Below are 14615 nucleotides of genomic sequence, written 5' to 3'. Positions count from 1 at the left end.
TATGATTACCTCCATAATTTTTTTTATAGTATAACGATTATTCCGCTAGTTTGTCCAATTAGTTGTTTGAGACCAACAACAAGATTGAAAGTAACCGATGTTTGTCTCAACTTATTAGAAAAAACATTTTATATGACAGTTTTCTTTTTTTATAATGTATCCGTTTTCATGCATTGCCCTTTTTTTTCTATGTGTTACAATAGCTTCTAAATCTATTATTAGAAAATTCCAATATGTTTGAAAGTGAGGACCGATTATGCCGGATACTCTTCAGCGTGTAAAAGTAGAAGATATTTTAAAAGCATACCAGGTGTTAAAGGATATAGTGATTAAAACTCCTTTTCAAAAGGATGAAATCTTATCGGAACGTTATGAGTGTAATGTCTTTTTAAAAAGAGAGGATTTACAAATTGTTCGTTCCTTTAAAATTAGAGGGGCTTACTATTTAGTGCAGAGTCTCACCGAAAAAGAACGTGAACGGGGTGTAGTCTGTGCAAGTGCTGGGAACCATGCGCAGGGAGTCGCTTATGCATGTAAGGCTCTTGGAATTAAGGGGAAAATTTTTATGCCTTCAACGACACCTAGACAAAAGGTGTCAAGAGTTGAATTTTTCGGTGGTGAATTTACCGAGGTGATTTTAACAGGTGACACCTTTGATGATTCGTATGAAAAGGCTCAAGCTTATTGTCAGAACCATGAAATGAACTTCATTCATCCTTTTGATGATTATTTAACAATAACGGGACAAGGCACAGTTGGAGTTGAAATCCTTAATGAGATGGAGGAGCCGATCTCTCATCTATTCATGAGCATCGGTGGAGGGGGTCTTGCCTCTGGAGTCGGTTCCTATATTAAAAGTATTACGCCTGATACGAAACTTATTGGCGTTGAACCTGAAGGTGCCCCTGGTATGAAGGAATCTTTTAGTAATAATTCAGTTGTCACGCTAGAGAATATTGATAAATTTGTTGATGGTGCAGCCGTAAAACAGGTCGGAACACTTACATTTGAAATGTCTAAAGACTTGCTAGATGATATTGTGCTTGTACCAGAAGGAAAGGTTTGTTCGACTATTTTATCTCTCTATAATGAGAATGCCATTATTGCTGAGCCAGCCGGTGCGCTATCAATTGCCGCATTAGATGACTACCGAGAAGAGATAAAAGGTAAGAATGTCGTATGTATTGTAAGTGGGGGAAATAATGATTTGGATCGAATGCAGGAAATTAAAGAGCGCTCACTTATTTTCGAAGGACTCAAACATTACTTCATTGTAAATTTCCCGCAGCGAGCTGGTGCTTTACGTGAGTTCATGCATGATGTACTTGGTGAAACGGATGACATTACAAGATTCGAATACACAAAACGAAATAATCGTGATAAAGGACCTGTTTTAGTTGGAATTGAAGTGAAAGATCAAAAGGATTATTTTAAACTTATCGAAAATATGAAATCAAAAGGATTTACATATATAGAAATAAATAAAGATCCAGACCTTTTTAATCTATTGATTTAGTTCTTAGAGGAGACATTTTATTGTCTCTTTTTTTTGTTTGGCTTACGTGCTAAAACTAGGCTAATCTTAGTAATACCAAGGCTGAAAACGCTCTTTTATATGTGAGGTTTTCTGACATAAAAAAACCTAAAAAAAAGTTTATGAAGAGGTTGAAAACGCTTTCTTCATTAATAGGACAATATTGTAAGCGTTTTCCATTATTCAGTATAGTCTAAATTATCTGAAAAATACTGTTGACGCCCTATTTAAACGGGTTTACAATAGCTAACAATCAAGAGAAAATATTTGGAAGAAAATTTAGAAAAAAGAATTTTTCACCAATACGGCTTTAATTAAAAAGGAGAGTAATTTGAATGAGTAAGTGGATTTATTTAAATGGTGAATTTGTTGAAAAAGAAAAAGCAGTCGTGTCCGTTTATGATCATGGCTTTTTATATGGAGATGGTGTCTTCGAAGGAATTCGCGTCTATTCAGGTAATGTTTTTCGTTTGAAAGAACATTTAGAGCGACTTTTCGATTCTGCAAAGGCTATTTTACTAAATGTTCCTTATACGTATGAGGAACTGGAAGAAATCGTTGTTGAAACATTAAGAAAAAATGAATTTAAGGATGCGTATATCCGTTTAGTTCTTTCAAGAGGAGCAGGAGATCTTGGGTTAGATCCAAGAAAATGTAAAGCACCTAATTTAGTAGTAATCGCCGAGCAGCTTGCCTTATTTCCAAAAGAGCTATATGAAAAAGGAATTACAATGGTAACCGTTCCAACAAGAAGAAATAGACCTGACATCTTAAGCCCTAAGGTTAAATCACTTAACTATTTAAATAACATAATGATTAAAGTAGAAGCAACAAATGCTGGAGCTGATGAAGCATTAACATTAAATACAGAAGGCTATGTCGCTGAGGGATCTGGGCAAAATATCTTCCTAGTCAAACGTGGAGTACTCTATACACCTCCAAGTTATGTAGGTGCTTTAGAAGGTGTGACTAGAAATGCGATTATCGATCTTGCTAAAGATCTAGGTTATGTTGTGAAAGAAGAACCATTTACTAGATACGATGTGTATGTTGCTGATGAAGTATTTTTAACAGGAACTGCAGCTGAGGTAATTCCGGTAGTTAGTCTTGATTCAAGAACGATTGCAGATGGCAAACCAGGAATCCACACTCATACTTTATTAAACGCATTTAGAAGATTAGTAGTGGAAGATGGAGTAAAGATATATTCAGAGAATGAGGTTCAAGCAGGGTAATATTACACAATAAGGATAGGAAGAGGTTTTAAACAATGAGAAGTAACATGATTAAACAAGGGGTAAATAGAGCCCCTCATCGCAGTCTGCTATATGCAACAGGTGTTAAGCCTGAAGATATGGATAAACCATTTATCGGAGTGTGTAACTCCTATATTGATATTATTCCAGGACATATGCATCTAAATAAGTTTGCTGAGGTCGTTAAGGATGCAATTCGTGAAGCAGGAGGAATTCCATTTGAATTCAATACAATTGGTGTTGATGATGGAATAGCAATGGGACACATTGGAATGAGATATTCTTTACCAAGTCGTGAGATCATTGCCGATGCTGCTGAAACGGTGATTAATGCCCACTGGTTTGATGGAGTATTTTATATTCCAAACTGTGACAAAATCACACCAGGAATGCTAATGGCAGCGGCGAGAACAAACGTTCCAGCGGTGTTTGTATCAGGTGGACCGATGGAAGCAGGGAGAACGAAGGACGGAAAGCCACTTTCTCTCGTTTCTGTTTTTGAAGGTGTTGGAAGCTTCCTATCCGGAAAAATGAGTCGTGAAGAATTACTAGAAATTGAATCTAGTGCCTGTCCAACCTGTGGTTCTTGCTCAGGGATGTTCACTGCAAATTCTATGAACACATTAATGGAAATGTTAGGTGTGGCATTGCCTGGTAACGGGACGCTTGTTGCTACTTCTAATGAGCGCCACAAGTTAATCAAAGATGCCGCTCGTCATTTAATCGATCTTGTTAAGAAAGATATCAAACCTCGTGACATTATAACAAAAGAAGCAATCGACGATGCCTTTGCTTTAGATATGGCAATGGGTGGATCGACTAATACAGTTTTGCATACATTAGCGATTGCTCATGAAGCAGGTATTGATTACGACTTAGCTGAGATTAATAGAATTGCAGAACGTGTTCCATATTTAAGTAAAATCAGTCCAGCTTCTGACTACTCGATGCAGGATGTTCATGAAGCGGGTGGAGTAAGTGCCATTATAAAGGAACTATGTGGTATCGAAGGAGCAATCCACCCTGATCGTATAACAATCTCTGGTCGTACGATTAGAGAAACAGTCGAATCTGCAGAGATTACAAATGATAAAGTCATTCGTCGTAAAGAAGATCCATATAGCCCAGTTGGTGGTTTGTCAATGTTATTTGGAAATATTGCACCAAACGGAGGGGTAATTAAAGTCGGTGGAGTCGATCCTTCAATTAAGCAATTTAAAGGAGAAGCTATCATTTTTGAATCACAAGATGCTGCACAAGAGGGAATTGATAGCGGCCTTGTAAGAGAAGGGCATGTCGTGGTAATTCGTTACGAAGGACCTAAGGGTGGACCGGGAATGCCTGAAATGTTAGCACCAACTTCTTCAATTGCAGGAAGAGGATTATCTACTAAGGTCGCTTTAATCACAGATGGCCGTTTCTCTGGTGCGACTAGAGGAATTTCAATAGGTCATATCTCCCCAGAAGCTGCAGAAGGTGGACCAATTGCTTTTGTAGAAAACGGAGACATTATCGAAATAGACTTAGAAAAACGTACGATTCACTTGGAAGTAGCTGAAGAAGTTTTAGAAGAAAGAAAGAAAAACTTCGTTCAGCCTGAACCAAAGGTTAAAACAGGCTACTTAGCTCGATATGCAAAACTAGTAACATCAGCAAGCACTGGTGGAGTATTAAAAATCTAGAGAAACAGGGAGGTGGCATTATAAAGTGAAAACGGTAGAGGAAAAACAAACAAGTCAATTACTTTCAGGATCAAGAATGATTGTTGAAGCATTAAAGAAAGAGAATGTGGAGGTTGTGTTTGGTTATCCAGGCGGTGCGGTCTTAAATATATATGACGCTTTATATGACGGGGGGATTCCGCATATTTTACCCCGTCATGAGCAGGGAGCGATTCACGCTGCAGAAGGGTATGCTCGAGTAACAGGAAAACCTGGTGTCGTTATTGCGACATCGGGACCTGGTGCAACAAACATTATAACAGGTCTAGCTGATGCAATGATGGATTCATTACCACTTGTCGTGTTTACAGGTCAAGTTGCAGAAGCAGCACTAGGTACTGATGCCTTTCAAGAAGCACCAGTTCTCGGAATTTCAATGCCAATCACAAAACACAATTATCAGGTACTGAATATAAAGGATTTACCGCGCATCATTAAAGAGGCCTTTCATATTGCCACAACTGGAAGACCTGGCCCTGTACTCATTGACATACCTAAGAATATAAGTGCTGTCATCGGAGAGTTTGATTATAAAGATGAGCTCAATATCCCGGGTTATAAATTTAAAAAGACTCCTAATCAAGACGATATAAACCGGGTTGTCGAAGCAATAAAAGTCGCCAAAAAGCCTGTTATTTTAGCGGGTGCTGGTGTACAGTTTGCTGGTGGACACGAGGAATTATTACAGTTCGCTGAACGAATAGATATCCCTGTCGTTAATACATTATTAGGTCTTGGTACGTTCCCGAATACTCACAACCTGTTCTTAGGTATGGGAGGTATGCACGGGACATATGCAGCTAACATCGGATTATACGAGAGTGATCTTTTAATTAACATAGGTGCACGTTTTGATGACCGACTAACAGGGAATTTGGATCACTTCGCAAAATTTGCCACAGTCGTTCATGTTGATATCGATCCTGCTGAAATTGGTAAAAATATTCATACTCATATTCCAGTGGTTGGGGATGCAAAGGAAGCTTTAACCCTTTTATTACAAGCAGATTTAGAAGCACCTCCATCATCTGATTGGAATTCATATTTACAGCAACTAAAGAAAGATTACCCTCTTTGGTATAAAGAGGAAGGATCTTATTTAAAGCCGCAGCGTGTTATTGAAATCGTCCATCAACTAACACATGGTGAAGCGATTGTGACAACCGATGTTGGACAGCACCAAATGTGGGCTGCTCAGTTTTATGGATTTACATCACCTAATCGCTGGGTTACTTCGGGAGGACTAGGTACGATGGGCTTTGGTTTACCGGCTGCAATCGGGGCTCAAATAGGTGAGCCAGATTCAACAGTTGTTGCCCTAGTAGGAGATGCGGGTTTCCAAATGACGCTTCAAGAAATCGCCTTACTAAAACAATACAAACTTCCAGTAATCGTAGTAATTGTGAATAATCAAGCAATGGGAATGGTTAGACAATGGCAGGAATTATTCTATAATGGCAGATACTCAGAATCTTTACTCCCTAACCAACCAGACTATATTAAACTAGCAGATGCTTATGGTGTTAAGGGTGTACTAGTTGATAATGAAGAAAACTTTGTCCAAGAATTTAAGGAATCACTACAAAGAAATGAAGCGGTAATTATTGATTGTCGTGTAAATCCTATGGAAAATGTGTATCCGATGGTTTCTCCAGGCAAAGGGATTCAAGAAATGGAAGGTGTTAAGCCTTGAAAAGAACTCTCTCCATGATTGTGAATAATAACCTTGGTGTATTAAACAGGATGACGAACCTCTTTTTACGCAAAGGATTAAATATCGAAAGCTTAACAGTGGGACCTATAGATGACCATAAGATCTCTTTACTCACCGTTGTTCTAAATATAGAAGAAGAAACCGAGTTTGAACAAATCAAACGACAGCTAGAGAAGCAAATAGATGTAATTCAAATCACTGATATTACACAAAGTTTTCTTAATTTACCAGTTGAAAACAATGTATAGTCTTGAACCCTGGCTATAAAGACCAGCTTTGGCCAGGATTCTATACATAATTAAAAGTAAAATAGTCGGAATAATCAAATTACTCATTAAAAGGAGACAACTAAAATGACAGCAAATATGTATTATGATCAAGATATTTCATTAGAGGCACTTAAAGGTAAAAAGGTAGCAGTAATCGGTTATGGTTCTCAAGGGCATGCACACTCACAAAACCTTAGAGATAACGGCTTTGATGTTGTGGTAGGATTACGACCGGGTGGTTCTTTCGAGAAGGCTAAAAGTGATGGATTTCAAGTATTAAGTGTAGCTGAAGCTACAAGAGCTGCAGATGTAATTATGATTTTACTCCCTGATGAAAGTCAGCCAAAGGTATTTAAAAATGAAATTGAACCTTACTTAACTAGTGGTAAAGCATTAGCATTTGCACATGGTTTCAATGTTCACTTTAACCAGGTAGTACCACCAGCAGATGTTGATGTATTCTTAGTTGCACCGAAGGGCCCAGGACATTTAGTACGTCGTGTATTTGTTGAAGGTGGCGGTGTTCCAGCATTATTCGCTGTCTATCAAGATGCATCAGGTCAAGCAAAAGATCTTGCATTAGCATACGCTAAAGGTGTTGGCGGTGGTCGTGCAGCTGTTATTGAAACAACGTTTGAGGAAGAAACAGAGACAGATCTATTCGGAGAGCAAGCTGTATTATGTGGAGGTGTATCTGCACTAGTAAAGGCTGGATTCGAAACATTAACAGAAGCTGGCTATCAGCCTGAGGTTGCTTACTTTGAATGTTTACATGAATTAAAGTTAATCGTTGATCTATTCTACGAGTCTGGTTTAGAGGGAATGAGATATTCTGTATCTGACACAGCTCAGTGGGGTGACTTCACGGCAGGACCACGTGTAGTAAATGATTCAACTAAAGCTGAAATGAAGAAAATCCTATCTGAAATCCAAAATGGGGAATTTGCAAAGGGGTGGATTCTAGAAAACCAAGCAAATCGTCCTGTATTCAATGCTATTAATAGAAAAGAAAGTCAACACCCAATCGAAGTGGTTGGTCGTGAGCTAAGAGAAAAAATGCCGTTTGTCCAGTCAAAAAAGAAAGGATTGGTAACTAGTGCGCAAAGTTGATATTTTTGATACAACATTACGCGATGGTGAACAGTCTGCTGGGGTGAATCTTCACCCCCATGAAAAATTAGAAATCGCCCGTCAGCTTGAACGATACGGGGTTGATGTGATGGAAGCAGGATTTGCTGCTTCCTCAAAAGGTGACTTTTTATCTGTTCAACAAATCGGTCAAACTATAAAAAATTGCAAGGTTGTTGGTCTAGCAAGAGCAAACAAGGGTGACATTGATACTACCTGGGAAGCACTTAATGGTGCAGCACACCCAGGTATTCATCTTTTTATTGCTACTTCACCTCTCCACATGGAATACAAGCTAAAAATGACTCAGCAAGAGGTCATTGAAAAGGCTGTTTGGTCGGTACAGTATGCTTCACAGTTTTTCTCACATGTACAATGGTCAGCCGAAGATGCAACAAGAAGCGATTGGCCGTTTTTAGCTCATATCATTGAAAAAGTGATTGACGCAGGTGCTAAAGTAATAAACCTACCAGACACAGTCGGCTTCATTACACCACAAGAATATAGTGAGTTATTTTCTTATATATTAAAAACCGTTCCTAATATTGATCGTGTTAAGCTTTCCTGTCATTGTCATGATGATTTGGGAATGGCGGTTGCCAATAGCCTCGCAGCAGTTAGAAGTGGAGTTCATCAAATAGAAGGCACGATCAATGGAATCGGTGAACGAGCAGGGAATGCGGCACTAGAGGAAATTGCAGTCGCCTTAAATATTCGAAAAGATACGTATCAGGTACAAACTAATATTGACCTTAAACAAACAATTAGAACAAGCCAGTTAGTTAGCAAGCTTACTGGAATGGTCGTACCGCAAAATAAAGCTGTTGTTGGTGCGAATGCATTTGCCCATGAATCAGGAATTCATCAAGATGGAGTTTTAAAGAATAAATTAACTTATGAGATTATTGAACCAGAAATGGTAGGTTTAAACTCTAATAAAATGGTACTAGGGAAGCATTCAGGAAGCCATGCATTCAAGGAAAGATGTAAAGAGCTAGGAATTAACCTTGAAGAAACAGAAGAGAAAAAGTTGTTCCAAGCATTTAAAGAATTAACAGCTAAGAAAAAAGAAGTAACAGAAGATGATATCTTTGCACTAATGATGGATTCTAGTTTAAAGGGAATTGGTTCGGGTTATGAATTAGAGCAGCTTCAGGTTTCATATGGTTCTAATCTTATTCCAACGGCTACTATTCTAGTAAAAACTCCTGAAGGAACCGTCCAACAAGAATCAGGAACAGGTTCTGGAAGTGTAGAAGCAGTTTATAATACGATTGCTCGTTTATTAGATCGACCCGCTCAACTAGTAGACTACCGAATCCAATCTACCACAAATGGGCATGATGCATTAGCTGAAGTATATGTAAAGCTTAATTATGACGGATATGTAAGCAGTGGCCGTGGGATTGAACATGACGTTTTAGAGGCTTCAGCAAAAGCATATCTTGATGCTGTTAACCGTAGTTTAATTAAAACATGGTTTGGCTACCAATCAAAAGGAGTCGAGATTCTATGAACTTTAAAATCGCGGTCTTAGAAGGAGATGGAGTTGGTCCTGAAATCGTAAAAGAGGCTGTATTATTACTCCAGACTATTGGAGAGCAATATGGACATTCTTTCGAGTTCCAATACGGCAAAATTGGTGGTTCCGCGGTTGATGAAGAAGGCACTCCGCTACCAGATCAGACTATTGAGTTATGTAAAAATAGTGACGCAGTTTTACTAGGTGCTGTAGGTGGACCTAAATGGGACAATGAATCCTCAGAACGGAGACCAGAAGCAGGATTACTAAAAATTCGTAAGGAGCTTGAGTTATTTGCGAATATCCGCCCTGTAAAAGTGTTCTCACCTTTAATTGACACTTCTCCTTTAAAGGAAGAGATCATAAAAGATGCGGATTTCGTCATTGTTCGTGAATTAACAGGAGGGATTTACTTCGGAAGTCCTCGGGAACGTAGAATGACTGAAAGTGGTCTCGAAGTCATTGACACTCTTGTTTACAAAGAATCAGAGATTGAAAGAATTTTAAGAGAAGCGTTTGAACTTGCAAATCAACGAAATAAAAAACTAACTTCCGTTGATAAAGCAAATGTATTAGAAAGTAGTCGAGTGTGGAGAGAGTGCGCAAACCGTTTGTCAGAGATTTATCCTGAAGTTGAGCTAAATCATATGTTAGTTGATAATGCAGCGATGCAACTAATCAAAAATCCTGGTCAATTCGATGTGATTGTTACAGAAAACATGTTTGGTGACATTTTGAGTGATGAAGCATCAGTCATTACTGGATCTATTGGATTACTTCCTTCAGCAAGTTTAGGAGTTGGACCTAGTCTATATGAACCGATTCACGGCTCAGCACCAGATATTGCTGGCAAGAACATTGCCAATCCATTAGCAACTCTATCCTCTGTTGCCTTAATGCTGCGTTACTCATTAGGTCTTCATCAAGAAGCCCAAGATGTGGAGGATTCAATAGATGAAGTCCTTCAAAATGGATATAGGACAAAGGACTTGGCGAAGTCCTCAGAAGCCTTTTTGACCACTAGCGAAATGGGTGACAAGGTTCGAGTAACATTAACTTCTAAAAAAGTATTGGTAAACTAGCCATTCTATCTAAAAGTAGGTGATTCTTATGAAACCAAAAACGTTAGTTGAGAAAATATGGGACCAACATATTGTGGTTGAAGAAACAAATAAGCCTGATTTACTCTATATTGATTTGCATCTTATCCATGAAGTAACCTCACCTCAAGCATTTGAAGGGATTCGTTTAGCTAATCGAAAAGTCCGTAGACCAGACCTTACATTTGCTACCATGGACCATAATGTTCCAACTTTAAATCCATTTTTTATTAAGGATGAGATTGCCTTAAATCAAATCGATACACTTAAAAAAAATTGTGAAGAATTCGGGATCACTCTTGCTGATTTACATAGCTCGGAGCAAGGAATAGTTCACGTAATTGGTCCTGAACTAGGTTTAACATCACCAGGAAAAACGATTGTTTGTGGTGACAGTCATACGTCGACACATGGTGCATTTGGAGCGCTTGCTTTTGGAATAGGTACCAGTGAGGTTGAACATGTGTTATCTACCCAATGCTTATGGCAGGCAAAACCAAAAACCTTAAAGGTCGAATTAACAGGTAAACGCCCTTTAGGAATTGCATCAAAGGATATCATACTAGGTCTAATTGCTAATTTTGGTGTTGATTTTGGAACGGGTTATATTATTGAGTATACTGGTGAAGTAATAAAGGAAATGTCTATGGAAGAACGTATGACAGTATGTAATATGTCAATAGAAGCTGGAGCTAAAGCAGGCCTAATCCAACCAGACGATGTTACATTCTCTTATTTAAAAGGAAAAAAATATTCACCAAAAGGTGAAGAATTTAACAAGGCTGTACAATATTGGAAAACCCTATATTCAGATGACGATGCAGTTTTTGACCGTGTCTTACAATTCGATATTAGTGAACTTGAACCACAGGTGACTTGGGGAACAAATCCATCTATGGGTGTAAGTGTAAATGGAGTTGTTCCAAATCCATTTGATGTTAATGATCCTGTTCAACAAACAACCATTCAAAAAGCACTAACATATATGGGGCTTGAAGCAGGAATGAATATAAAGGACATCGAAATTGACTATGTATTTATTGGTTCCTGTACGAATTCAAGAATTGAAGATTTACGAGAAGCAGCTAAGGTTGTTAAAGGCAGAAAGGTTTCGACTCAAGTAACAGCTCTAGTAGTGCCTGGCTCAAAACAAGTGAAACAAAAAGCAGAAGAGGAAGGGTTAGATCAAATATTTGTAGAAGCTGGTTTTGAATGGAGAGAATCAGGCTGCAGTATGTGTTTAAGTATGAATCCTGATGTAGTACCTCCTGGTAAACGTTGTGCATCAACCTCTAACCGAAATTTTGAAGGAAGACAAGGTAGAGGTGCTCGTACCCACCTCGTCAGTCCTGCTATGGCTGCAGCGGCTGCTGTTACTGGTCATTTTATTGACGTTAACGAACTTGTCCAATCTGGGAGTGTTGTCTCATGAAACCATTTATCAAACATACAGGCTTAGTTGCACCGTTACCAATAGCTAATGTTGATACAGATCAGATTATCCCTAAACAGTTCCTGAAAAGAATAGAAAGAACCGGATTTGGGCAGTTTTTATTCTATGACTGGAGATTCAAGGATGATGGGAGCCCTAATGAAGAATTCATTTTGAATAGCAGAGACTATCATGGTGCTAGCATTTTGATAGCTCACCACAACTTCGGCTGTGGTTCATCAAGAGAGCACGCTCCTTGGGCCTTACTGGACTATGGATTCCGTGCAGTTATTGCACCTTCCTATGCTGACATATTTTTTAACAATTGTTTTAAAAATGGAATCCTACCGATTGTATTAAAGGAAGAAGAGATTTATACTTTATTTAATCTTTCAAAGGAAGGACCGTTTGATTTGACCATTGACTTAGAAAATCAAACGATCTCAGCTCCTGGAAATCTAGTTTATTCTTTTGACACAGATCCATATAGAAGAAAGATGCTATTGGAGGGTCTTGATGATATTGGACTAACTGAAAAATTCAATAAAGAAATTTCCGCTTTTGAAGAGAAACGAGAATTGCTCTTTAAGTAATTCAAAGGTAGAGAGGTAGGGATTCCTACTTCTCTTTTGTATTTAAAGTAATTATTCTGAATTTATAGAAAAAGGTGAATGTGTATGGGGCAAATATATAATTTTTCCGCGGGACCTTCTGTCTTACCTAAACCAGTTTTAGAAAAGGTTCAAAAGGAGCTACTTTCCTATCAAGGCCTTGGCATGTCTGTGATGGAAATGAGTCATCGTTCTAGTTATTTTGAAGAAATTATCCTTCAAGCCGAGGCATTACTAAGACAGCTTATGAATATACCTTCTAATTACAAAGTCCTCTTTATTCAAGGTGGAGCATCCTTACAGTTTTCGATGGTTCCCATGAATCTCCTAAATCGATCGAATCGTGCCTATTATGTAAATACTGGATCCTGGTCAGATAAAGCATTTAAAGAAGCGCAAAAGCATGGTGAAGTAACAATCTTAGCATCTTCAAAGAAACAAAACTATACTGAAATACCAATTATAGATACAGATGCAATTGATCAAAGTGCTGATTATGTTCATATTACGACCAATAACACAATAGAAGGTACCCGCTTTTTAAACATCCCTGAAACAGGTGACGTTCCGCTTGTAGCTGATATGTCATCGAATATTCTATCTGAGGTTTATGACGTTTCAAAATTCGGACTAATTTATGCGGGTGCTCAAAAAAACATTGGGCCAGCAGGGTTAACAGTTGTAATAGTAAAAGAAGATTTACTTGGTCACTTTAATAAAAATAATCCTACTATGCTAAACTATGAGACTTATTCAACTTCTGGTTCTCTATATAATACCCCACCTACCTTTCCTATTTACGTAACCAAATTAGTGTTAGAATGGTTACGGGATTTAGGCGGAGTAGAAGAAATGGAAAAAATAAATCGTGAAAAAGCTTCATTACTGTATCAATTTATTGATGAATCTTCTATGTTTGAAAATCGTGTTGAAGAAAGTAGCCGATCATTAATGAACATTCCATTTACAACATCTTCCGATGGATTAAACAAAAATTTCTTACAAACTGCTTCTTCAAAAGGACTGATCACACTTGAAGGACATCGATCTACAGGAGGAATGCGTGCAAGTATATATAATGCTATGCCAATTGAAGGAGTTAAGAAGCTTATAGATTGTATGAAAGAATTTGAAGTGGAAAATCGTTAGGGGGAAGATTAGTGTATAACATTCAAGTTTATAATTCTATTGCAGAACGTGGGTTAGCTGTTTTAAATGGGGATACATATCAAGTAGGTTCAGGAGAAGCCGCTGATGCAATTTTACTTCGGAGCTATAATCTTCATGGAACAGATATCTCATCATCTGTAAAAGCCATTGCAAGAGCTGGTGTTGGTGTTAATAATATTCCAGTTGAAGAACTAACTGAAAGAGGAGTTATTGTATTTAATACTCCGGGTGCAAATGCAAATGCGGTAAAGGAGCTTGTTCTTATGAGCTTAATTGCTTCTTCACGTAATTTGTTTAAAGCAGTGGCTTGGACTAATACTCTAAAAGGTGAAGGCGAATTAGTACCTGAACAAGTTGAATCCGGGAAAAAAGACTTTGTTGGAACTGAAATACAGGGGAAAAGGTTAGGCGTTATAGGGGTTGGTGCGATTGGTGTCTTAGTAGCGAATGATGCAACATCACTTGGGATGGAGGTTGTTGCGTATGATCCATTTATATCTGTAAATACTGCATGGCAGCTATCGCGTGATGTACAGCGTGCACATAGTCCAGAAGAAATCTTTCAAACATGTGACTACATAACGATGCATGTCCCGTTAACCGATCAAACAAAGGAAATGCTAAATACAAAAGCGTTCCAACAAATGAAGCCTGGAATGAGAATTTTAAATTTCTCCCGTGGAGAACTTGTAGATGAAACGGCCTTAAAACAAGCGATTGAAGAAGATATCGTAGGAAGCTATATCACTGATTTTCCAAACGATCAATTACTTGGTATGAAAAACGTAGTAGCCATTCCTCATTTAGGTGCATCTACGTATGAATCTGAAGTAAATTGTGCAGTAATGGCAGCTTCTCAATTAAAGCAATTTTTAGAAACGGGTAATATTCAAAACTCTGTTAACTTCCCTAATGTCTTTATGCCTGTATCAGGCAAAAAGAGATTAACGGTCGTTCACCAAAATATACCTAATATGGTAGGTCAAATCACATCCATATTAGCGAATCATTCCATTAATATTGCGGATATGATGAACCGCAGTAAAGGACAGTGGGCTTACACATTAATCGACCTAGACCAAGATTTCAACAATAAGAATGAGCTTATTGAGAAAGTAATGAAAATAGAAGGCGTCCGCCATGTCCGTGTTATATAGT

The 14615-nt window shown here is 38.1% G+C and carries 12 protein-coding genes; all 12 read left to right on the top strand.

Annotated features, from left to right (window positions below; translation table 11 throughout):
* Positions 1-256: 256 nt before the first annotated feature.
* The 12 genes from ilvA (at position 257) to M1D60_RS11805 (ending at position 14614) form a co-directional block, all read left to right on the top strand.
* A complete protein-coding gene (gene ilvA, locus M1D60_RS11860) occupies positions 257-1516 on the top strand; it encodes a threonine ammonia-lyase IlvA (RefSeq protein ID WP_456275099.1) in 1260 nt (419 codons plus the stop codon).
* Positions 1517-1869: 353 nt separating this feature from the next.
* Entirely contained in the window at positions 1870-2769 is a 900-nt protein-coding gene (gene ilvE / locus M1D60_RS11855) for a branched-chain-amino-acid transaminase (protein ID WP_456275098.1), read from the top strand.
* 35 nt (positions 2770-2804) lie between these two features.
* Positions 2805-4472: a dihydroxy-acid dehydratase gene (gene ilvD / locus M1D60_RS11850; protein ID WP_456275097.1), complete on the top strand. Its 1668-nt coding sequence runs from the start codon at positions 2805-2807 to the stop codon at positions 4470-4472.
* A gap of 76 nt (positions 4473-4548) precedes the next feature.
* Positions 4549-6204 (top strand): biosynthetic-type acetolactate synthase large subunit, encoded by a 1656-nt coding sequence (gene ilvB, locus M1D60_RS11845; RefSeq protein WP_456279423.1) that lies wholly within the window; start codon positions 4549-4551, stop codon positions 6202-6204.
* Entirely contained in the window at positions 6201-6473 is a 273-nt protein-coding gene (ilvN, locus tag M1D60_RS11840) for an acetolactate synthase small subunit (RefSeq protein ID WP_456275096.1), read from the top strand. Before ilvB ends, ilvN begins: the two co-directional genes overlap by 4 nt.
* 117 nt (positions 6474-6590) lie before the next feature.
* Positions 6591-7604: a ketol-acid reductoisomerase gene (ilvC, locus tag M1D60_RS11835; protein WP_456279422.1), complete on the top strand. Its 1014-nt coding sequence runs from the start codon at positions 6591-6593 to the stop codon at positions 7602-7604.
* Positions 7591-9138: a 2-isopropylmalate synthase gene (locus M1D60_RS11830; protein ID WP_456275095.1), complete on the top strand. Its 1548-nt coding sequence runs from the start codon at positions 7591-7593 to the stop codon at positions 9136-9138. Before ilvC ends, M1D60_RS11830 begins: the two co-directional genes overlap by 14 nt.
* Positions 9135-10226: a 3-isopropylmalate dehydrogenase gene (gene leuB / locus M1D60_RS11825; RefSeq protein ID WP_456275094.1), complete on the top strand. Its 1092-nt coding sequence runs from the start codon at positions 9135-9137 to the stop codon at positions 10224-10226. The genes M1D60_RS11830 and leuB overlap by 4 nt, the downstream gene beginning before the upstream one ends.
* A gap of 28 nt (positions 10227-10254) precedes the next feature.
* Entirely contained in the window at positions 10255-11676 is a 1422-nt protein-coding gene (gene leuC / locus M1D60_RS11820) for a 3-isopropylmalate dehydratase large subunit (protein ID WP_456275093.1), read from the top strand.
* Entirely contained in the window at positions 11673-12269 is a 597-nt protein-coding gene (gene leuD, locus M1D60_RS11815; protein ID WP_456275092.1) for a 3-isopropylmalate dehydratase small subunit, read from the top strand. Before leuC ends, leuD begins: the two co-directional genes overlap by 4 nt.
* Before the next feature lie 84 nt (positions 12270-12353).
* The gene (serC, locus tag M1D60_RS11810; RefSeq protein WP_456275091.1) at positions 12354-13436 is read left to right on the top strand and encodes a 3-phosphoserine/phosphohydroxythreonine transaminase; all 1083 of its coding nucleotides are present in this window, start codon (positions 12354-12356) and stop codon (positions 13434-13436) included.
* 11 nt (positions 13437-13447) lie between these two features.
* Positions 13448-14614 carry a phosphoglycerate dehydrogenase gene (locus M1D60_RS11805; protein WP_456275090.1) on the top strand — a complete coding sequence of 389 codons (1167 nt, stop codon included), beginning with the start codon at positions 13448-13450 and terminating at the stop codon, positions 14612-14614.
* Position 14615: the final 1 nt, after the last annotated feature.

This window comes from Bacillus sp. AK128, from assembly GCF_053903075.1.
The sequence above is the reverse complement of the archived record's forward strand: the minus strand, read 5'-3'. Positions and strand labels throughout refer to the sequence as shown.